At 52.8% G+C, this 21,389-nt stretch carries 21 protein-coding genes; 7 read left to right on the top strand and 14 right to left on the bottom strand.

Annotation, left to right across the window (positions count from 1 at the left end; all coding sequences use genetic code 11):
* Positions 1–122: 122 nt before the first annotated feature.
* The 4 genes from hemG to pepQ are packed head-to-tail and all read right to left on the bottom strand — an operon-like array spanning position 123 to position 4,115.
* Positions 123–668, bottom strand: a complete 546-nt coding sequence (gene hemG / locus ACJHX4_RS23075; protein WP_000853959.1) for a menaquinone-dependent protoporphyrinogen IX dehydrogenase — start codon at positions 666–668, stop codon at positions 123–125.
* Between the two features lie 11 nt (positions 669–679).
* Positions 680–2,131, bottom strand: coding sequence for a Trk system potassium transporter TrkH (trkH, locus tag ACJHX4_RS23070; protein WP_000545665.1), 1,452 nt, complete (start codon positions 2,129–2,131; stop codon positions 680–682).
* A gap of 38 nt (positions 2,132–2,169) precedes the next feature.
* A complete protein-coding gene (locus ACJHX4_RS23065) occupies positions 2,170–2,784 on the bottom strand; it encodes an IMPACT family protein (protein ID WP_001295262.1) in 615 nt (204 codons plus the stop codon).
* A complete protein-coding gene (gene pepQ, locus ACJHX4_RS23060; RefSeq protein WP_000444561.1) occupies positions 2,784–4,115 on the bottom strand; it encodes a Xaa-Pro dipeptidase in 1,332 nt (443 codons plus the stop codon). Before pepQ ends, ACJHX4_RS23065 begins: the two co-directional genes overlap by 1 nt.
* A 189-nt stretch (positions 4,116–4,304) precedes the next feature.
* On the opposite strand from pepQ, the gene fadB reads away from it, so the two are divergent.
* Positions 4,305–6,494 carry a fatty acid oxidation complex subunit alpha FadB gene (fadB, locus tag ACJHX4_RS23055; protein WP_000965911.1) on the top strand — a complete coding sequence of 730 codons (2,190 nt, stop codon included), beginning with the start codon at positions 4,305–4,307 and terminating at the stop codon, positions 6,492–6,494.
* 9 nt (positions 6,495–6,503) lie between these two features.
* The gene (fadA, locus tag ACJHX4_RS23050) at positions 6,504–7,667 is read left to right on the top strand and encodes an acetyl-CoA C-acyltransferase FadA (protein ID WP_000438747.1); all 1,164 of its coding nucleotides are present in this window, start codon (positions 6,504–6,506) and stop codon (positions 7,665–7,667) included.
* Between the two features lie 180 nt (positions 7,668–7,847).
* On the opposite strand, the gene fre is transcribed toward fadA, so the two are convergent.
* Positions 7,848–8,549, bottom strand: a complete 702-nt coding sequence (gene fre, locus ACJHX4_RS23045; RefSeq protein ID WP_000209826.1) for an NAD(P)H-flavin reductase — start codon at positions 8,547–8,549, stop codon at positions 7,848–7,850.
* Between the two features lie 45 nt (positions 8,550–8,594).
* Positions 8,595–10,088 (bottom strand): 4-hydroxy-3-polyprenylbenzoate decarboxylase, encoded by a 1,494-nt coding sequence (gene ubiD / locus ACJHX4_RS23040; protein ID WP_000339804.1) that lies wholly within the window; start codon positions 10,086–10,088, stop codon positions 8,595–8,597.
* Between the two features lie 166 nt (positions 10,089–10,254).
* On the opposite strand from ubiD, the gene rfaH reads away from it, so the two are divergent.
* Positions 10,255–10,743 carry a transcription/translation regulatory transformer protein RfaH gene (gene rfaH / locus ACJHX4_RS23035; protein WP_001192400.1) on the top strand — a complete coding sequence of 163 codons (489 nt, stop codon included), beginning with the start codon at positions 10,255–10,257 and terminating at the stop codon, positions 10,741–10,743.
* On the opposite strand, the gene tatD is transcribed toward rfaH, so the two are convergent.
* From tatD to rmuC, 8 genes are all read right to left on the bottom strand, one after another.
* Positions 10,740–11,522: a 3'-5' ssDNA/RNA exonuclease TatD gene (gene tatD, locus ACJHX4_RS23030; protein ID WP_001296604.1), complete on the bottom strand. Its 783-nt coding sequence runs from the start codon at positions 11,520–11,522 to the stop codon at positions 10,740–10,742. The genes rfaH and tatD overlap by 4 nt on opposite strands.
* Positions 11,523–11,563: 41 nt before the next feature.
* A complete protein-coding gene (tatC, locus tag ACJHX4_RS23025; protein ID WP_000109949.1) occupies positions 11,564–12,340 on the bottom strand; it encodes a Sec-independent protein translocase subunit TatC in 777 nt (258 codons plus the stop codon).
* A gap of 2 nt (positions 12,341–12,342) precedes the next feature.
* The gene (gene tatB / locus ACJHX4_RS23020; protein ID WP_000459601.1) at positions 12,343–12,858 is read right to left on the bottom strand and encodes a Sec-independent protein translocase protein TatB; all 516 of its coding nucleotides are present in this window, start codon (positions 12,856–12,858) and stop codon (positions 12,343–12,345) included.
* A 3-nt stretch (positions 12,859–12,861) separates the two neighbouring features.
* The gene (gene tatA / locus ACJHX4_RS23015; RefSeq protein ID WP_001295260.1) at positions 12,862–13,131 is read right to left on the bottom strand and encodes a Sec-independent protein translocase subunit TatA; all 270 of its coding nucleotides are present in this window, start codon (positions 13,129–13,131) and stop codon (positions 12,862–12,864) included.
* 78 nt (positions 13,132–13,209) lie between these two features.
* On the bottom strand, positions 13,210–14,850 hold the full coding sequence (gene ubiB / locus ACJHX4_RS23010) for a ubiquinone biosynthesis regulatory protein kinase UbiB (RefSeq protein WP_000187545.1): 1,641 nt from the start codon (positions 14,848–14,850) through the stop codon (positions 13,210–13,212).
* Positions 14,847–15,452, bottom strand: coding sequence for a ubiquinone biosynthesis protein UbiJ (gene ubiJ / locus ACJHX4_RS23005; protein ID WP_001296603.1), 606 nt, complete (start codon positions 15,450–15,452; stop codon positions 14,847–14,849). Before ubiJ ends, ubiB begins: the two co-directional genes overlap by 4 nt.
* 13 nt (positions 15,453–15,465) lie before the next feature.
* On the bottom strand, positions 15,466–16,221 hold the full coding sequence (gene ubiE, locus ACJHX4_RS23000) for a bifunctional demethylmenaquinone methyltransferase/2-methoxy-6-polyprenyl-1,4-benzoquinol methylase UbiE (protein WP_000227959.1): 756 nt from the start codon (positions 16,219–16,221) through the stop codon (positions 15,466–15,468).
* A gap of 94 nt (positions 16,222–16,315) precedes the next feature.
* Positions 16,316–17,743 carry a DNA recombination protein RmuC gene (rmuC, locus tag ACJHX4_RS22995; protein WP_000347720.1) on the bottom strand — a complete coding sequence of 476 codons (1,428 nt, stop codon included), beginning with the start codon at positions 17,741–17,743 and terminating at the stop codon, positions 16,316–16,318.
* Positions 17,744–17,959: 216 nt separating this feature from the next.
* Here rmuC and ACJHX4_RS22990 point away from each other — a divergent pair, with 216 nt between their 5' ends.
* The 4 genes from ACJHX4_RS22990 to ACJHX4_RS22975 are packed head-to-tail and all read left to right on the top strand — an operon-like array spanning position 17,960 to position 21,373.
* Positions 17,960–18,727: an IclR family transcriptional regulator gene (locus ACJHX4_RS22990; protein ID WP_000852398.1), complete on the top strand. Its 768-nt coding sequence runs from the start codon at positions 17,960–17,962 to the stop codon at positions 18,725–18,727.
* A gap of 23 nt (positions 18,728–18,750) precedes the next feature.
* Positions 18,751–19,755: a 2-dehydro-3-deoxygalactonokinase gene (locus ACJHX4_RS22985; RefSeq protein ID WP_001117531.1), complete on the top strand. Its 1,005-nt coding sequence runs from the start codon at positions 18,751–18,753 to the stop codon at positions 19,753–19,755.
* Positions 19,745–20,374, top strand: coding sequence for a 2-dehydro-3-deoxy-6-phosphogalactonate aldolase (locus ACJHX4_RS22980; protein ID WP_001116473.1), 630 nt, complete (start codon positions 19,745–19,747; stop codon positions 20,372–20,374). The genes ACJHX4_RS22985 and ACJHX4_RS22980 overlap by 11 nt, the downstream gene beginning before the upstream one ends.
* Positions 20,375–20,398: 24 nt before the next feature.
* The gene (locus ACJHX4_RS22975; RefSeq protein WP_000589797.1) at positions 20,399–21,373 is read left to right on the top strand and encodes a Bug family tripartite tricarboxylate transporter substrate binding protein; all 975 of its coding nucleotides are present in this window, start codon (positions 20,399–20,401) and stop codon (positions 21,371–21,373) included.
* The last annotated feature ends 16 nt before the right edge of the window (positions 21,374–21,389 follow it).

The raw sequence follows: 21,389 nt of genomic DNA, 5'->3' as shown, positions 1-21,389 counted from the left end.
TGACCCGGCGGCGTGTTTGCCGTTGTTCCGTGTCAGTGGTGGCGCATTATAGGGAGTTATTCCGGCCTGACAAGAGGAAATTTAAAATAATTTTCTGACCGCGCATTTTTTATTCTTTATGCTTATTTCAGCGTCGGTTTGTCGGTTAAATGGGCGATTTCTCGGGCGAAATTCGCCACCTGCTCCCAATCGGTATAGACAACTTCTTTGCGCGTATCCGTTTCACCGCCTGACATCTTCATAATCAGCTTGATCATAAAACGGTCGTACCAGCGATAACGTGGGTAACGCAGCGCCCCGGCAATGACGGCACAGCGATCGGGACGCCATTGCGAGTTCATCAGAAACTTCCGCGCGTAGCTGTTGGTCTGTGGAGTACGCTTCTCCGGTTTACGCGCCACCAGATTTACGGAATAAAAGGCGCTCGGCATCGAATTCAGTCGCGTCGCATGCTTTTTGACAAATTCCTGGAACGCAGAGTGGTAGTGACCATAGCGAATAGAAGCACCAATAACCACACGGTCATAGTTTTCCCATTGTGGTTCTTCAATGCGGTGCACATTGGCGACATCCGCCTGGATCCCCAGTTCTTTCAGTTCCGAAGCCAGGTAGGAGGCAATCTCGCGCGTTTGTCCGTCCCTTGTTGAGAAAAGAATTAATGTTTTCACGTATTACTCCATCATTCACGCCAGAAAGTCGGGGTAAAGAGCACCAGCAATGTAAAGACCTCGAGACGACCAAACAGCATGTTGGCAATCAGGATCCATTTAGCCACCGGGTTCATACTGGTAAAGTTATCAGCAACCACGCCAAGCCCTGGCCCCAGGTTATTCAATGTTGCAACAACCGAGGCAAAGGCAGAAAAGTCATCCACGCCCGTGGCGATAATCGCCAGCATACTGACAATAAACACCAATGCATAGGCGGAGAAAAATCCCCAAACGGCTTCGAGGATACGTTCCGGCAGTGCGCGATTCCCCAGCTTAATGCTATAGACGGCGTTCGGATGCACCAGTCGTTTCAGCTCACGGTTCCCCTGCTTAAACAGCAACAGGATGCGGATCACTTTCAGGCCACCGCCCGTTGACCCGGCGCAACCGCCGATAAAAGCTGAACATAAAAGCAGTACCGGCAAAAAGAGCGGCCAGCGGGCAATGCTGTCAGTTGTAAACCCGGCGGTTGTCGCCATCGACACCACCTGGAAAAACGCCTGGTTAATTGTCATCAGCGCCGAACTGTAGACATTATGAAACCACAGTACGAGTGTACAAATAACCACCAGTGAAAACTGTACGCCGATAAACATGCGAAATTCCGGATCGCGCCAATAAACCTTCAGACTACGCCCACTTAACAGTGAAAAGTGCAGACCGTAGTTACAGCCAGAGATCAGCAGGAAGATAGCAATGATAGTGTTAATAGTCGGGCTGTCGAAATAACCGATACTGGCATCATGTGTCGAGAAGCCGCCAATAGCGATAGTCGCAAAGCTATGGCCGATGGCATCAAAGGCATCCATTCCAGCAAACCACAACGCCAGCGCACAGGCGACGGTCAGCAAGACATAAATCAACCACAGGGTTTTCGCCGTTTCCGCAATTCGCGGGCGCATTTTGTTATCTTTCAGCGGGCCGGGCATTTCTGCGCGATAGAGCTGCATCCCACCCACGCCGAGGATAGGCAGTATCGCAACCGCCAACACGATGATCCCCATCCCGCCAAACCATTGCAGCATCTGGCGATAAAAGAGGATGGCGTGAGGGAGCGAATCCAGCCCCACCAGCGTAGTGGCCCCCGTGGTGGTCAGGCCAGAGAAAGATTCAAAAAACGCATCGGTAATCGTGAGGTTCGGGCTTTCCGAGAAGATAAAAGGGAGCGCACCGACGCTACCCAGCACGGTCCAGAACAGCACCACTATCAGAAACCCCTCACGGGATTTCAGTTCACCCTTCTCTTTGCGGTTCGGCCACCAAAGCATAGAGCCAATGGCGAGGGCGACAAAAAAGGTCTGGGTAAAAGCGCGGCCCGCTCCATCCCGGTAGATGAGTGCTACCAGCCCAGGGATAATCATGGTCCCTGAAAATAAGATAACCAGTAGTCCAACGATTCGGGTAATGGCGCGAAAATGCATCTCTGCCGCTTCCTTAGTTCTGCAAAACGAAGTGGGGATTATTCTTCAATCGCTAACAATTGCAATGAACCACGGCTAAAATCCGCCAGCTTTGCGGAAAATTCAGCCACTTTCGCCGCCGGAAGCGCCACCCGCAGCAGAACGAATGCCTGATAATCACTGTTGATAATTTTGCCGTCACACTGCCCCAGCAACGCTTCAATGCCGGTTAACTGACTATATTCACATTGCAAAGTATATTCGGTTAACGGTGTCTTGCGTTGGGTCGTTAGCTGGCGCAGCGCCTGATTCACGCCGCCGCCATACGCTTTCACTAACCCACCGGTGCCAAGCAATATGCCGCCGTAGTAGCGCACCACCACAGCGGTAATTTCCCCGACGCCGCTGCCCATTAGTTGGGCGAGCATCGGTTTACCTGCCGTTCCCGCCGGCTCCCCGTCGTCAGAGAAACCCAGCTGTTGAGAATCATCCGGCGCACCCGCCACCCACGCCACGCAATGGTGGCGGGCATCGGGGTGTTCTGCCCGCACCGATTCAACAAACGCTTTTGCCGCCTCAACGCCATCGGTATGCGCCAACAGCGTAATGAAGCGGCTCTTTTTGATCTCTTCAACGACCGTGACCGGTGCCGCAGGAATTAACCAGCTTTCCATCACGCCAGTTTCAGATCCCGGGTCATGTTTTCCACGTTGTTTTCGTGAATCACCACGTTGTCTTCGATACGAATGCCGCCGAACGGTTTCAGTGCTTCAATTTTCTGCCAGTTGAAGTGTTTGCTGAACTGCCCTTCACGCCACGGTGCCAGCAGCGATTCGATGAAGTAGATACCCGGTTCGATGGTTAACACCATGCCCGGCTGGAGAATACGGGTGCAGCGCAGGTACGGATATTTTGCCGGTGCCGCGAGGTGCGTACCGCTATCATCCTGCATAAAACCGGCTACGTCATGCACCTGCAGGCCCAGCGGATGGCCGATACCGTGCGGCATAAACGGTCCGGTGAGATCGTTTTCGACCATCGCTTCTTCACTCATATCGGTGATGATTTGATGTTTACGCAGCAGTTTGGCGATGCGCTGATGGAACTGGATATGGTAATCCACATAGCTGACGCCTGCTTTCATGGTGGCGATCAGCGCCAGTTGCTCATCATTTACGTCTTTCACCAGCTGTGCGTAGTCGTTGTCGCTTTTTGCCGACCAGGTACGGGTCAGATCAGCCGCATAGCCGTTATATTCGGCCCCGGCATCCAGCAGGAAGCTGCGCATCTCTTCCGGTGCCTGGTGGTCCAGTTTGGTGTAATGCAACACCGCAGCGTGTTCGTTAAGCGCCACAATGTTGCTATAAGGTACGTCGGTATCACGATGACCGGTCGCGGTCAGATAGGCAATGTTGATATCGAACTCGCTCATGCCAGAACGGAACGCTTCTTCTGCCGCACGATGACCATTGACCGCCATTTTCTGCGCTTCACGCATACAGGCCAGTTCGTACTCGGTTTTGAAGGAGCGGTAGTAATGCAGGTAGTCGATCACCCCTTTCGGGTTGATGTTGCTGGCCTCAATACCCAGTTGCAGCGCACGTTCCGGCACCGGACCGATATAACCGATATTGCCGCGCGCAGCAGGCAGCAGGCTACCAATGCCATCGGCTTTCGGCAGCGCGATCACTTCTACATCTTCAGTCCAGAAGGAGGTCGGTAGCGGTTCGACGTTGTGCCAGTAATCAACCGGCAGATAAAACCACAGTTTCGGCTTGTTCACGCCATCCACCAGCAGCCAGCAGTTTGGCACCTGAGTTACCGGCACCCACGCTTTGAATTGCGGGTTCACTTTAAACGGATAGGGATGATCGTCGAGAAAAACGTTGAACAGTTCGCCGGAGTGAATAAGTAACGCATCCAGCTTGAAGCGCGCCAGCGCATCGCGAGTCCGTTCTTGTAAGGTAGCGATATGATTTTTATAGAGTGAGGCCAGTGATTCCATTTTTTACCCTTCTGTTTTTTTGACCTTAAGTCTCCGCATCTTAGCACATCGTTCATCCAGAGCGTGATTTCTGCCGAGCGTGATCAGATCGGCATTTCTTTAATCTTTTATTTGCATATTTTTAACACAAAATACACACTTCGATGCATCTGGTACGACCAGATCACCTTGCGGATTCAGGAGACTGACATGCTTTACAAAGGCGACACCCTGTACCTTGACTGGCTGGAAGATGGCATTGCCGAACTGGTATTTGATGCCCCAGGTTCAGTTAATAAACTCGACACTGCGACCGTCGCCAGCCTCGGCGAGGCCATCGGCGTGCTGGAACAGCAATCAGATCTAAAAGGGCTGCTGCTGCGTTCGAACAAAGCAGCCTTTATCGTCGGTGCTGATATCACCGAATTTTTGTCCCTGTTCCTCGTTCCTGAAGAACAGTTAAGTCAGTGGCTGCACTTTGCCAATAGCGTGTTTAATCGCCTGGAAGATCTCCCGGTGCCGACCATTGCTGCCGTCAACGGCTATGCGCTGGGCGGTGGCTGCGAATGCGTGCTGGCGACCGATTATCGTCTGGCGACGCCGGATCTGCGCATCGGTCTGCCGGAAACCAAACTGGGCATCATGCCGGGCTTTGGCGGTTCTGTACGTATGCCACGTATGCTGGGCGCTGACAGTGCGCTGGAAATCATTGCCGCCGGTAAAGATGTCGGCGCGGATCAGGCGCTGAAAATCGGTCTGGTGGATGGTGTAGTCAAAGCAGAAAAACTGATTGAAGGGGCGATGGCGATTTTACGCCAGGCCATTAACGGCGACCTCGACTGGAAAGCGAAACGTCAGCCGAAGCTGGAACCGCTAAAACTGAGCAAGATTGAAGCCACCATGAGCTTCACCATCGCTAAAGGGATGGTCGCACAAACGGCGGGGAAACATTATCCGGCCCCCATCACCGCAGTAAAAACCATTGAAGCTGCGGCCCGTTTTGGTCGTGAAGAAGCCTTAAACCTGGAAAACAAAAGTTTTGTCCCGCTGGCGCATACCAACGAAGCCCGCGCACTGGTCGGCATTTTCCTTAACGATCAATATGTAAAAGGTAAAGCGAAGAAACTCACCAAAGATGTTGAAACCCCGAAACAGGCCGCTGTGCTGGGCGCAGGCATTATGGGCGGCGGCATCGCTTACCAGTCTGCGTGGAAAGGCGTGCCGGTTGTCATGAAAGATATCAACGACAAGTCGTTAACCCTCGGCATGACCGAAGCCGCGAAACTGCTGAACAAGCAGCTTGAGCGCGGCAAGATCGATGGTCTGAAACTGGCTGGCGTGATCTCCACAATTCACCCAACGCTCGACTACGCCGGGTTTGACCGCGTGGATGTTGTGGTAGAAGCGGTTGTTGAAAACCCGAAAGTGAAAAAAGCCGTGCTGGCAGAAACCGAGCAGAAAGTACGCCCGGATACCGTACTGGCGTCGAACACTTCAACCATTCCTATCAGCGAACTGGCCAACGCGCTGGAACGTCCGGAAAACTTCTGCGGGATGCACTTCTTTAACCCGGTCCACCGAATGCCGTTGGTAGAAATTATTCGCGGCGAGAAAAGCTCCGACGAAACCATCGCGAAAGTCGTCGCCTGGGCGAGCAAGATGGGCAAAACGCCGATTGTGGTTAACGACTGCCCCGGCTTCTTCGTCAACCGTGTACTGTTCCCCTATTTCGCCGGTTTCAGCCAGTTGCTGCGCGACGGCGCGGATTTCCGCAAGATCGACAAAGTGATGGAAAAACAGTTTGGCTGGCCGATGGGTCCGGCATATCTGCTGGATGTTGTGGGCATTGACACCGCGCATCACGCCCAGGCTGTCATGGCAGCAGGCTTCCCGCAGCGGATGCAGAAAGATTATCGCGATGCCATCGACGCGCTGTTTGATGCCAACCGCTTTGGTCAGAAGAACGGCCTCGGTTTCTGGCGTTATAAAGAAGACAGCAAAGGTAAGCCGAAGAAAGAAGAAGATGTCGTCGTTGACGACCTGCTGGCAAAAGTGAGCCAGCCGAAGCGCGATTTCAGCGAAGAAGAGATTATCGCCCGCATGATGATCCCGATGGTCAACGAAGTGGTCCGCTGTCTGGAAGAGGGCATTATCGCCACTCCGGCAGAAGCGGATATGGCGCTGGTCTACGGCCTGGGCTTCCCTCCGTTCCACGGCGGCGCGTTCCGCTGGCTGGACACCCTCGGCAGCGCAAAATACCTCGATATGGCACAGCAATATCAGCACCTCGGCCCGCTGTATGAAGTACCGGAAGGTCTGCGTAATAAAGCACGTCATAACGAACCGTACTATCCCCCGGTTGAGCCAGCCCGTCCGGTTGGCGACCTGAAAACGGCTTAAGGAGTCACAATGGAACAGGTTGTCATTGTCGATGCAATTCGCACCCCGATGGGCCGTTCGAAGGGCGGTGCTTTTCGTAACGTGCGTGCGGAAGATCTCTCCGCTCATTTAATGCGTAGCCTGCTGGCGCGTAACCCGGCACTGGAAGCGGCGGCCCTTGACGATATTTACTGGGGTTGTGTGCAGCAAACACTGGAGCAGGGTTTTAATATCGCCCGTAACGCGGCACTGTTGGCTGAAGTGCCGCACTCTGTCCCGGCGGTTACCGTTAATCGCTTGTGTGGTTCATCCATGCAGGCACTGCATGACGCAGCACGAATGATCATGACCGGTGATGCGCAGGCATGTCTGGTTGGCGGCGTGGAGCATATGGGCCATGTGCCAATGAGTCACGGCGTCGATTTTCACCCCGGCCTGAGCCGTAATGTCGCCAAAGCGGCGGGCATGATGGGCTTAACGGCAGAAATGCTGGCGCGTATGCACGGTATCAGCCGTGAAATGCAGGATGCCTTTGCCGCGCGGTCACACGCCCGCGCGTGGGCCGCCACGCAGTCAGGCGCATTTAAAAATGAAATCATCCCGACCGGTGGTCACGATGCCGACGGCGTATTGAAGCAGTTTAATTACGACGAAGTGATTCGCCCGGAAACCACCGTGGAAGCCCTCGCCACACTGCGTCCGGCGTTTGATCCCGTCAGCGGTACGGTAACGGCGGGTACATCTTCTGCGCTTTCCGATGGCGCAGCTGCCATGCTGGTGATGAGTGAAAGCCGCGCCCGTGAATTAGGTCTTAAGCCGCGCGCCCGCGTGCGTTCGATGGCGGTTGTGGGTTGTGACCCATCTATTATGGGTTATGGTCCGGTTCCGGCCTCGAAGCTGGCGCTGAAAAAAGCGGGGCTTTCTGCCAGCGATATCGGCGTATTCGAGATGAACGAAGCCTTTGCCGCGCAGATCCTGCCGTGTATTAAAGATCTCGGGCTAATGGAGCAGATTGACGAGAAGATCAACCTCAACGGTGGCGCGATCGCGCTGGGTCATCCGCTGGGTTGTTCCGGTGCGCGTATCAGCACCACGCTGCTGAATCTGATGGAACACAAAGACGTCCAGTTTGGTCTGGCGACGATGTGTATCGGTCTGGGTCAGGGCATTGCAACGGTGTTTGAGCGGGTTTAACCACTTGCCGGATGCGGCGTGAACGCCTTATCCGGCCCACGGTTCAGAACTTTTGTAGGCCCGATAAGACGCGGCAGCGTTGCATCGGGCACTGTTTGCCGGATGCAACGTAGAGTAATGCCACTGTATAAAGTTTTAGTTGCCGTTCTTCCCGCCTGTCAGGGGCGGGTTTTTTATATCTCAGATAAATGCAAACGCATCGCCAAACAGGCGATCTTCCCGCGCATTACGCTCGCTGCAAAACAGGTCACGGGCAATTTTCGCCATCTCAAAACGTCCGGCAATATAGATATCATGCTCTGCCAGCGTACCATGATCCTGCAATACCGCCGTTAACACGGTGCCAGTACGCCCACGCCAGCCCGCTTCCGGTTGTTCAACCACCGGCACCACTTGTAGACCAGGATGCTTCAACGAAAGCGCCTCAAGCTCGCAGAGATCATACAGATGCTGCTCTTCACGCCCGCCCCAGTAAATGGTGATATCACGGTTTGGGTTACGCGCCAACGCTGTCAGCAAAATCGAGCGGGCATAAGAGAACCCGGTGCCGCCCGCAATCAAAATCATCGGACGCTCTTCATCATCGCGCAGCCACGCTTCTCCGTGGGGAATATCGACCACGATTTGATGATCTTTGAGGATGCGGTCCATGACTGCTTTCGCGTAAAGGTTGATTTCAGAAGCGCCAATATGCAGCTCGATAAACCCTTTTTCATCTGGCGTCGAAGCCATTGAGAACGGACGTTTGTCGCGCTCATCCATCACTACCATCAAATACTGACCAGCACGAAAAGAAAAGGCCGCGTCTGGCACGATGCGGACACGATATACGGTATCCGTGATAGCTTCTACCGAGGTCACTTTACAGCTTAAGGTTGTCATGCGCTTTCTCTGTCGGATCGATAAATAGGGCAAAACAAACGCGCATCAGGCGCTTTTACCGTTGTTAAAAATAGCCAGTTCATCCCAAATGGCGTCAATATGCGCGACAACATCTGGATCTTTTTTGATGGGACGTCCCCATTCACGCTGGGTTTCACCCGGCCATTTATTCGTGGCATCCAGCCCCATTTTTGAACCCAGCCCGGAGACAGGCGAGGCAAAATCCAGATAATCAATAGGCGTATTTTCTACCAGAACAGTATCCCGCGCCGGGTCCATACGGGTGGTAATCGCCCAAATCACATCGTTCCAGTCGCGGGCGTTGACGTCATCATCGCAAACGATCACAAATTTAGTGTACATAAACTGGCGTAAGAACGACCAGACGCCCATCATGACGCGCTTCGCGTGTCCGGCGTACTGTTTTTTGATCGTCACTACCGCCAGACGATAAGAACAGCCTTCCGGCGGCAGATAAAAATCGACAATTTCCGGGAACTGTTTTTGCAGAATCGGCACGAACACTTCGTTCAGTGCTACACCCAGTACCGCAGGTTCATCTGGCGGACGCCCGGTATAGGTGGAATGATAAATCGCATCTTCACGCTGGGTAATATGCGTCACGGTAAATACCGGAAAACTATCGACTTCGTTATAGTAACCGGTATGGTCGCCATACGGCCCTTCCGGCGCAGTTTCGCCTTGTTCGATATACCCTTCCAGCACAATCTCCGCACTGGCGGGCACTTCAAGGTCATTGGAGATACACTTCACCACTTCGGTCTTGGTACCGCGCAGCAATCCGGCAAACGCATACTCTGAAAGCGTATCCGGAACGGGGGTGACTGCACCGAGAATCGTGGCAGGATCGGCACCCAGCGCCACAGAAACCGGGAAACGTTCGCCCGGATGCGCCGCACACCACTCCTGATAATCCAACGCGCCGCCGCGATGCGACAGCCAGCGCATAATCAGTTTGTTTTTACCAATTAGCTGCTGGCGATAAATGCCCAGATTCTGCCGCTCTTTATGCGGGCCACGCGTTACGGTGAGCCCCCAGGTAATCAGCGGCGCGGCATCTTCCGGCCAGCAGGTCATAATGGGAATGCGATTGAGATCGACGTCATCGCCAGAGACGATTTTTTGTTGGCAGGGTGCACCACGCAGTCGCTTTGTCGGCATGTTCAATACTTGCTTAAACTGCGGCAGTTTATCAAACAGGTCGCGGAAACCTTTTGGCGGCTCCGGCTCTTTCAGAAACGCCAATAATTTACCAACTTCACGCAGCGCCGAAACATCTTCCTGCCCCATGCCCATCGCCACGCGCTTTGGCGTACCGAACAGGTTGCACAGCACCGGCATTGAGTAGCCTTTAGGGTTTTCGAACAACAGCGCAGGCCCACCGGCACGCAAAGTGCGGTCAGCAATTTCAGTGATTTCCAGGTGCGGATCCACCGGGAGCGTGATACGTTTTAGCTCACCCTGCTGTTCAAGCAGCGTCAAGAAGTCGCGTAAATCGTTATATTTCATGGCGTCCATTGTAGCCTCTTAATCTGCGCCCATTATACGGCGTTCATCTTTGCGATGCTGTAAATTTGTTAAATTAGCGTGAACTCTGACGGTATAACGCAAACCGGGGAATATAATTAACTTAGCGTAAAGCTTTTGCTATCCTTGCGCCCCGATTAAACGGATAAGAGTCATTATGCAATCCTGGTATTTACTGTACTGCAAGCGCGGGCAACTTCAACGTGCCCAGGAACACCTCGAAAGACAGGCTGTGAATTGCCTGGCACCGATGATCACCCTGGAAAAAATCGTGCGTGGCAAACGTACTGCAGTCAGTGAGCCATTGTTCCCCAACTACTTGTTTGTGGAGTTCGATCCGGAAGTGATTCATACCACGACTATCAACGCGACCCGCGGTGTCAGCCACTTCGTGCGCTTTGGCGCGTCGCCAGCGATAGTCCCATCGGCGGTGATTCATCAGTTATCAGTGTATAAACCGAAAGATATTGTCGATCCATCGACGCCGTATCCTGGTGATAAAGTGATTATTACTGAAGGCGCATTCGAAGGTTTTCAGGCCATTTTCACCGAGCCAGACGGAGAGGCTCGCTCCATGCTATTGCTTAATCTTATCAATAAAGAAATTAAGCACAGCGTAAAGAACACCGAGTTCCGCAAACTCTAAAACGCAATCCCAAACAGTGTTTTGACATTGGCATCCGTGGTGGCAGCCAGCCATGCGGCATCTTCTCCACGCCAGTGCGCAATACGTTGCAAAATATGGGGCAGATGGGCTGGCGCGTTGCGCCGGGATGATGGCTTTGGCGTGAGATCGCGAGGGAGCAGATACGGCGCATCAGTTTCGATCAGCAATTTCTCCGCCGGAATCAACGGCAACAATTCCCGCAGCTCCAGCCCGCGTCGTTCATCGCAAACCCAACCGGTAATGCCGATATAAATTCCACACGCCACGCACGCCTGCATCTCTTCGCGTGTGCCGGTAAAGCAATGAAGAACCGCACCAGGCAGTTTATCCAGCCACGGCTCCAGCAATGTCATAAACCGCTCGTGGGCATCGCGACAGTGCATAAATACCGGCATGTTTAATTCTGCGGCAATGCGTAGCTGGGCAACAAAAGCGCGTTCCTGCTCTTCCGGCGTCGAAAAGTTGCGGTTAAAGTCGAGACCACATTCACCAATCGCCACCACTTCTGGCTGCGCGGCCAGCTCAATAATCGCTTCTTCAGTCACAGCTTGCCACTGGCTGCTGTCGTGAGGATGTACGCCCGCCGTTGACCAACAGGACGAATACTGACGCGCCAGCTTTTGCGCCTGCTGGCTTTCACGCAGATTGGTACCGGTGATGAGTAGCCCATTAACTCCCGCGTCAAAAGCGCGCGCTACAACATCATCACGGTCTTTCGCAAATTGCGAACTGGTCAAATTAACGCCGATATCAAACATCCTGTACTCCATATGACAACCGCCCTGACGGGCGGTTGAATTTATTCTTCAGTTTTTTCGCTTTCTGCTTCAGCGTCGTTTTCCTCTTCCCGGTTTCGCCCTTTACCAACGTAAAAGCGTGAGAAGAAGACACCGATTTCAAACAGGCAGTACATCGGGATCGCCAACAGCGTTTGCGAGAAGACATCCGGCGGCGTCAGCAACATCCCGACAACGAATGCACCAACCAGCACATACGGGCGTTTTTTGCGTAAGTCTTCTGGCGAGGTAATCCCCATCCAGCACAGCAGCACAATTGCCACCGGCACTTCAAAGGAGACACCAAACGCCATAAACAGCGCCATAACGAAGCTTAAATAGCTCGCGATGTCGGTGGATACCTGTACCCCTTCCGGCGCGGTATTGGCAAGGAAGCCAAATGCCAGCGGAAAGACCACAAAGTAGGCGAACGCCATGCCGATATAAAACAGCAGAGAGCTGGAAACCAGCAGCGGCACCACCAGGCGACGTTCATGCTTATACAGCGCTGGGGCGATAAACGCCCACACCTGATAGAGAATCACCGGCGCTGACAGAATCAGCGACACCATAAAGGTCAGCTTGATCGGCGTAAAGAACGGCGAGGCCACGTCGGTGGCGATCATCGTTGAACCTTGCGGCAACTGCTTGATCAATGGCGCGGATACCAGGTGATAGATGTCATTGGCGAAATAGACCAGACACAGGAATATCACGATCACCGAGATAATGCAGTTCAGCAGACGCTTACGCAGCTCAATCAGATGCGTGATAAGCGGTTGAGTATCTTCTACAGACATGTTTACGGTTTATCACTCGACGAAGGGGAAGGTGCAGCGGTTTTCGGTTCAGCGTCCGCAGCAGGTTTTACCACCGGCTCTGGCGTGGTTTCTGGCTTCTGTTCCGGCGAACTGGCCTGCGTTTGTGCAGCAGCAGGCGTTACGCCTTCATGCACAGTTTCATTGTCTTTCACCACCGGGTTATGGATGGTGTGCGCTTCATCGCTCGCCTTTTCAGGATCGTTTGCAACGTAGGAACGCTTCATCGACTCCGCAGCCTGGCGTAATTCATCCATCGACGCTTTCAGTTCGGGCGTCAGGTTAGTGAGGCTCGCCTTTTCAACCTTTTTCAGACTGTCCTGAAACTCCTGGAGTTTTAACTCCTGGGTCAGTTCGTTCTGCACCGTTGTCGCCAGTGAACGCAACGCACGAATCCAGCCCGCTACCGTTTTTACCGCCACAGGCAGTCGTTGCGGCCCCAGAACGACGAGGCCGATGATGAACACCAATAGCAGTTCGCTAAAACCGATATCAAACACAGATTACACCTGCTCTTTATCGTGGCGCTTCGCGTCTTCTGTTTTAGCCTGTTCCTGATTCGTATCCGCCTGCTTATCGGCGATAGTTTTCGCAGTAAAATCAGCATCCTGGCTGGTTTTATCCTGCTTTGGTTCATCATCGCTCATTGCTTTTTTAAAGCCTTTGATCGACGCACCAAGATCGGAACCGATGGAGCCGAGCTTTTTGGTGCCAAAAAGCAGTACAACGATGACGGCAATAATCAATAACTGCCAAATACTGATACCACCCATACATGTTCCTCTGTGGTAGATGATGATTAAACAAAGCCGCATTATACGTTACACGGCCCGCCTTGAGCGATGAAAAAATCAGCGTGTTTTGCGCCAACCGACAAACCAGGCGATCAGACCACCTGCCATTAACCAGCCGGGCATCAGCCCCCATTCAGGTCGGCTGACCAACAAGAATGTGCCACTTAATACTAACGTAGCGCCAATTCCGAGAAAATAACGCGATTGTCCCTGACGTACATGATTTGACTGAAGCTCGCGGGCAATCTTATCAACACTATGCTGTAAATACTTGCCCTGGCGCAAACTGTCGTAAACCAGTTCAGGCAGTTCTGGCATTTTTTCGACCCAGAACGGCGCTTTTTCTTTAAATGCTCTCACCAGCGCAGGAATACCGACCTGATCTTTAATCCACGACTCCAGGAAAGGCTTCGCCGTTTTCCATAAATCGAGTTGCGGATAAAGCTGGCGTCCTACCCCTTCGACGTAGAGCAGGGTTTTCTGGAGTAACACCAGTTGCGGCTGCACTTCCATATTGAAGCGACGCGCCGTATTAAACAGATTTAACAGTACATGTCCAAACGAAATTTCGGCCAGCGGTTTCTCAAAGATAGGTTCACAGACCGTACGAATGGCAAATTCGAACTCTTCAACGTTGGTATCTGGTGGCACCCAACCAGAATCGACGTGTAGCTCTGCCACTTTGCGATAGTCGCGATTAAAGAAGGCGATAAAGTTTTCCGCCAGATAGCGTTTATCTTCTTTGTTTAGCGAGCCAACAATCCCGCAATCAATGCCGATATATTTCGGGTTTTCCGGGTGTTCATAGCTTACGAAGATGTTGCCAGGGTGCATATCAGCATGGAAAAAGCTGTCGCGAAAGACCTGAGTGAAGAACACCTGCACGCCGCGTTCCGCCAGCAATTTCATGTTGGTGCCGTTTTTCTCCAGCGTCGCAACATCAGACACCGGAATGCCGTAAATACGCTCCATCACCATCATCCCTTCACTACAATAGTCAGGGTAAACTTCCGGGATGTAGAGCATCGGGCTGTCTTCAAAATTGCGTCGAAGCTGAATGGCGTTGGCAGATTCCCGCAGCAAATTCAGTTCATCAATCAAGGTCTTTTCGTACTCGCGCACCACTTCGGTTGGGCGCAGACGGCGACCATCCGGCAGCAAACGCGGCACCCAGCGAGCCAGACGGTAGATAAGTTTCAGATCCGCTTTAATGACCGGCAAAATATCCGGGCGGATAACTTTAATCACCACCTCTTTACCATTCGATTTCAATCGCGCGGTATGAACCTGGGCGATAGAAGCAGAAGCCAGCGGCTTGATTTCAAAATCGTCAAACCACGCTTCTACCGGCAAGCCGCCCATTGCAGCTTCAATCTGCTGCTTCGCCAGCTTGCCATCAAACGGAGCGACTTTGTCCTGCAATAACGCCAGCTGATCGGCAATATGCGGCGGAAAAAGATCGCGGCGGGTTGATAACATCTGCCCGAACTTGATCCATACTGGTCCCAGTTCTTGCAGGGCCAGTCGTAGTCGCTCACCTAAAGGTTTGTCTTTATGCCGATTTGGCATCCAGAATAATGAGTATCGCCATAGCCGTAGCGGCAGGGTGATACGCATTTTGGGGATCAGTTCATCAAGTCCGTAGCTTAAAAAAGTGCGAATGATGAAATATAGGCGCCGTACTTCACCTGGCGTCATTTAGCCTCCAGTTTTTCCAGCCGTTTGGTCAGGGCATCAACAGCACGCTCGACGGCAGCCGTCTCTTCCGCAAACCAGGCCACTTCAAGCGGACCGGGTGCCATACGCCACTCTTCAGTAATGGCTTCCGCCACATAACGTTGCTGGCGCTTAATGCCGTGATGCAGGAACTTTGCGCCCCCGCGCAGGGCTTTGCTGATACCTTCAGCGGCGATATCACCGGTATAAGGGGCCAGCAGTTCCGCAGGGTCGAACTCAGCCAGATCTGCCAGCGCAACGAAGTTTTGCACCACCTGAATATCGCCCTGCACTTCCAGCTCACCACTACGAATCAGTGCGGCAAGCTGCTGGCGATCGCGAAGTTTCGGCAACACGCTGGCGTAAGCGATAACGGTGCAGTCAGCATCGCCTGCCCATTCGCCCAGTACATCGACCTGGCGTTCGCTGAACACCAGAATCAATGACGTCGAAAAGCCTTTTACCTCCACGCGCAGCACTTTGCCCAACAGACGCGAGCGGGCCGTTTTCAGCGCGGGTGAGCGATACAGGAAGGTGTTGAGCAGACTTTCAATTCCTGCCGTCACTAAAGGTTTAAAAGGCATTTCCGGTCTCCTGTCAGAACTTATAACCACGATGCAGCGCCACAACCCCTGCCGTCAGATTGTAGTAGTCAACACTTTCGAATCCGGCATCCTGCATCATGGTTTTCAGGGTATCCTGATCGGGATGCATACGGATGGATTCTGCCAGATAACGGTAGCTGTCGGCGTCGTTCGCGACCAGTGAGCCAATACGCGGCAGCACATGGAAGGAGTATGCATCATAGGCTTTGCTCAGCGGCTCGATAATTGGCTTCGAGAACTCAAGCACCAGCAGGCGGCCGCCGGGTTTCAGCACGCGATACATTGAACGCAGTGCTTTATCTTTGTCGGTGACGTTACGCAGACCAAACGAAATGGTGATGCAATCAAAGGTGTTATCCGGGAACGGCAGCGCCTCAGCGTTCGCCTGAACATACTCAACGTTGCCAATCACACCGATATTACGCAGCTTCTCGCGGCCCATTTTGAGCATGGATTCATTGATATCAGCAAGGACCACTTTGCCAGTTTCTCCGACCAGGCGAGAGAATTTCGCTGTCAGGTCGCCGGTGCCACCAGCCAGATCCAGCACGGTCTGCCCACGGCGTACGCCGCTGCAATCAATCGTGAATCGCTTCCACAAACGATGAATACCGAATGACATCAAATCATTCATGACATCGTATTTTGATGCCACGGAATGGAAAACGTGGGCGACCATATCCGCTTTTTGTTCCTTCGCGACGGTCTGAAAACCAAAGTGCGTCGTTTCTTGTGACTTATCCACCATCTCAATGCCTGCTCATCAAAAAATTGTTCCAGAAGTGTAACAGATTGGGCGTCGATGCCCTAGATTTCTACCCGGCTTAACTACCCCCAATGGGCTAGCGCGACTGCTGATTATATTCATCATCGCGTTGATAAGCTTCATCATTCGGCTGCTCCGGAACCGACCGAAGTCGATACTCTTCATCCTGGCTCACCGCCTGTTCAGCCAAATCCGGATTAATCTCGCGTTTAATTTCTACCCCTAAACCGCGAAACGCTTCTGCCTGCGCCAGCACATTTCCGCGACCTGAAGAGAGTTTTTTCATTGCCTGGCGATAGTTATCCTGCGCTTTGTCGAGACTTTGACCAATCGCGGACATGTCATCGATGAACAAACGCATCTTGTCGTACAGCTTGCTGGCACGATCGGCGATTTGCTGGGCGTTGCGGCTTTGATGCTCATAACGCCACAGGTTGGCGATAGTGCGCAGCGCCACCAGCAGCGTAGTCGGGCTAACCAGCATGATATTGTTTTTCAACGCTTCGGTGATCAGCTCCGGCTGACGGTCAAGCGCCAGTAAAAAAGCGGGTTCAACGGGAATAAACATCAGCACGTAATCCAGAGTTCGCAGCCCCGGCAGCTGTTGATAATCTTTGCGTCCCAGCAAACGGATATGGTTACGCACCGACGCGATATGTTCCTGTAGCGCGCTTTCACGTGTGTAGTCATCTTCAGCGTTGAAATAACGTTCATAGGCAACCAGCGTCATTTTGGCGTCGATCACCACATCTTTGCCCTGCGGCAGCCGCACGATGACATCCGGTTGCATTCGCGAACGAGTGTCGGTTTCGATACTCACTTGAGTCTGATATTCATACCCTTCACGCAGACCAGACGCCTCCAGTACGCGGGTTAGCACCACTTCGCCCCAGTTGCCCTGGGTTTTATTGTCGCCTTTCAGCGCACGCGTCAGGTTGATCGCTTCCTGGGCCATTTGCGCGTTGAGTTGCTGGAGATTGCGGATTTCGTGAGTCAGGGTATGACGTTCTTGTGCTTCTTTACCGAAACTGTCCTGAACCTGACGGCGAAAACCGTCCAGTTGTTCACGCAACGGCGACAAAAGACTGTTCAGACTCTGGCGATTTTGCTCATCAACCCGACGATTACTGTGTTCAAAAATACGGTTGGCAAGGTTTTCAAATTGCTCACTGAGGCGCTGTTCGCTGTTGATCATCTGGCGAATTTTATCGTCAGCGTGTTGCTGTGCGGCTTCCATCCGCGTGGTCACTTCACGCAGATCGGCCTCCAGCGAGGTGTTAATACTTTGCAGGCTGCGCACTTCGTTATTGAGCAATTCACACTCTGCGCGCCAGTGCTCGCTTTGGGTAATTTGTTGTTTTGCCGCGCTTAACTCCGCGACCATCTCTTCACGTTCAGCTAATTGCTCGGCTTTTTGCTGCGCATGTTGATAACTGGCAAACAGCCAGCCAATTGCCACACCCACCAACGCAATGACTGCGTAAACCATGATTGAGAAATCCACAACGCCTCCTGACGCAACAACTTACCCGCACAAAATAGAATTGTGCTGTACAAACGTCCAGTTTGAAAGAAGTTTCCTGCGAGGCGCTACGCAAAACGATCGTTAATTTTCATTATTTTATCCCATAATATGAGATGAAGTTTATATTGTGGGATATATCACCTTTTCCCCACGTCATTATGTGGAACACTTCAGCAATATCATCAGGAGAAACGTATGGCAGAAACCTCTTCAACCACCGCAGGCGCACAAACGTTATTACGTGGACTGGCGGTTCTTAATGCTGTTTATAACGGCTGCCATGACCTAAAAAGTATCGGCGAGTTCACCGGCACGACCCGGAGCACAACCCATCGTTTAGTCACCGTTCTGGTGGAACAACGCTACCTGCGCCATGTCCCAACGCAGGGCTACCAACTGGGTGCCAAACTGATCGAATTCGGTGCCAGAGCACTGGAAAGCACCTCGCTGTACGAAATTGCCCAGCCCGTTTTGCAACGCCTTGCCCGTTACACCCTGGACACCGTGCATCTGGGGATCGTTGAAGGCGACGAAGTGCTGTATCTGGAGAAGATCAACAGTCAGCGCGGGCTGGAAATGCGCTCACGCCCAGGCCATCGCATGCCACTGGCAATCACCGGCATCGGCAAGGCATTGATCCTCAACCGAACAGAAGAAGAGTGGCGCACGCTGTTTAAGACCTGTGGTGATGAAACAAAACTGGGCGCATTTATTCAGAACATGCGTCGTTATGCCGCCAGTGGTTTTGCTTTTGATCTGGAAGAGAACGAGCCGACTATCCGTTGCGTTGCAGCGCCGGTTTACAACGCCCGGGATGAAATTGTGGCGGCTATTTCTGTCGCCAGTACCACCACGTATATGTCGCTGGCGCGTCTGGAAGAACTGGCACCTTACGTCAAATCCTGTGCAGAAGAGATATCCGCTGAACTGGGCTGGGGTAAGCACGTCCGCAAAGATAAATAAACCATGATTAAAGGAAACGACTAATGCCGGGAGCACCCTCATTTATTGCCCTGGACTGGGGAACGTCATCGCTTCGGGCATGGCGTTTTGGCGAATCACCAAATCCACAAGAAAAACGTGAATTCCCCTGGGGGATCATGAAATTACCCTCCCAGGCAGCAACACGTGAGGACGCTTTCCACGATACGTTTTTACGTGTCTGCGGCGACTGGCTGGCACAAACCCCATGCCCGGTACTGGCTTGCGGCATGCTCGGCAGTGCGCAAGGGTGGCAACCAGCAGCTTATTTACCTTGCCCGGTCACTCTCGAGGGTCTGGCGAAGCAGTTGACGCCTGTTATCCACCAGCAGCAGACAATGCTGCACATCATTCCTGGCGTGATTAAAGAAGGTGAAATGCCCGAAGTGATGCGTGGCGAAGAGACACAAATCTTCGGTGCTATCTCGATGGAACCGTCCCTGCAAAATGCGATCCATCAGGGTATGCCAGTGCTGATAGGCTTACCCGGCACACATGCGAAATGGGCAGTAGTTGAAAACAACACCATTACCGATTTCCGAACCTTTATGACGGGCGAGTTATTTGATGTTTTATCCCGCCATTCGATTCTCGGTGCCACCATGCATCCTGGAGATGAACTGCACTGGGATGCCTTCACCCACGGGCTGACAGCAGCACAAGAGCATCATCAGACCGGATTATTATCGACGCTGTTTTCGACCCGTTCGCGCCTGCTGACCAGTAATCTTACGTCGTCCTCGCAGGGGGATTACCTTTCCGGATTACTGATAGGCCATGAATTATGTGGTCTGGCATCCAGTTTGCTACGTGATTTACCCGCCACAACACCGATCGCCTTAATCGGTAGCGCAAATCTGAACAGCCGCTATTCACAAGCATTCAGCCACGTTTTTCCCGACAGACAGATACACGCCATTCCTAATGCCACTGAACAGGGATTATGGCGAATCGCCCACGCTGCCGGGTTACTGTCCACCAACGCCAGGGAATGTACCCATGCCATTTAATACGCTTTTGCAAAAAACCGGGTTAGTCGCCATTTTACGCGGCGTGAAACCGGATGAGATTGTCGCCATCGGTGAAAAACTGTACGCCGCCGGATTCCGCCTGATTGAGATTCCTATGAACTCGCCGGAGGCGTTGCAAAGTATCAGTTTACTGCGCGACGCCCTGCCTAAGGACTGCCTGGTCGGAGCCGGAACTGTGCTTTCGGTAGAGCAGGTGGTTGCGGTTAAAGAGGCTGGGGGCCAGATTATCGTGATGCCGCATTGCGATACTGCGGTGATCCGTCGCGCCCGTGCGCTGGGTATGTATTGTGCGCCTGGCGTCGCCACGCCCACCGAAGCCTTTACTGCCATTGAACATGGTGCTAATGCCATCAAGCTGTTCCCGGCTGAACAAATTACGCCAGAAGTTACCAAAGCCTGGCGTGCGGTTATTCCACAATCCGTTCCGATGTTACCGGTTGGCGGTATCACACCGGAAACCATGGCGCGTTATCTGAGCCACGGCGCAAACGGCTTTGGCCTCGGTTCTGCGCTATATCACCCCGGCATGACGCCAGAGCAAGTCTATGAAAATGCAGTACTGTTTATGAACGCATGGAACAATTTAAATAGCAACTAACTGATAAATAAGGATATAAAAGCAATGATAAAACATCTTACCTTACCGAAAAAAATGGCTGCAATGGTACTTCTTGCAGGCGCTGCCCTCAGCATTGCGCCTGTACAGGCTGCCTCCTGGCCAACCAAACAGATCGAGTTAGTCGTTCCCTACGCTGCCGGAGGCGGTACGGATCTGGTTGCCCGTGCCTTTGCTGATGCCGCCAAAAACCATTTACCCGTCAGCATCGGGGTTATCAATAAACCTGGCGGAGGCGGTGCTATCGGCCTGAGTGAAATCGCCGCTGCCCGCCCTGGCGGTTACAAAATTGGTTTAGGCACGGTTGAACTGACCACCCTTCCCAGCCTCGGAATGGTGCGTTTTAAAACCAGCGACTTTAAACCCATTGCCCGTCTGAATGCGGATCCGGCTGCTATCACAGTCCGTGCCGATGCGCCGTGGAATAGCTATGAAGAATTTATGACTTACGCCAAAGCGAATCCCGGAAAAGTACGCATTGGTAACTCAGGCACCGGAGCTATCTGGCATCTGGCGGCAGCTGCACTGGAAGACAAAACGGGCGCAAAGTTTTCTCATGTCCCGTATGACGGCGCAGCCCCTGCCATTACAGGCCTGTTAGGCGGGCACATTGAAGCGGTTTCCGTAAGCCCAGGAGAAGTTATCAACCATGTGAAAGGCGGCAAGCTGAAGACACTGGTAGTGATGGCGGATGAGCGAATGAAAACCATGCCTGACGTCCCGACGTTAAAAGAGAAAGGCGTTGATCTCTCCATCGGCACCTGGCGCGGCCTGATTGTGTCGCAAAAAACGCCGCAGGATGTGGTGGATGTTCTGGCAAAGGCAGCAAAAGAGACGGCTGAAGAGCCTGCATTCCAGGATGCACTACAAAAGTTGAATCTCAACTATGCATGGCTTGACGCTGCCAGCTTCCAGACCCAAATCAGCGAACAGGAAAAGTACTTTGACGAGTTGCTGACTCGCCTGGGCCTGAAAAAATAAACCTGAGGTACGGTTG

This window comes from Escherichia sp. WS2035, from assembly GCF_046487065.1.
Lineage (GTDB): Bacteria > Pseudomonadota > Gammaproteobacteria > Enterobacterales > Enterobacteriaceae > Escherichia > Escherichia coli.
This window is presented reverse-complemented; position numbering and strand designations above follow the sequence as displayed.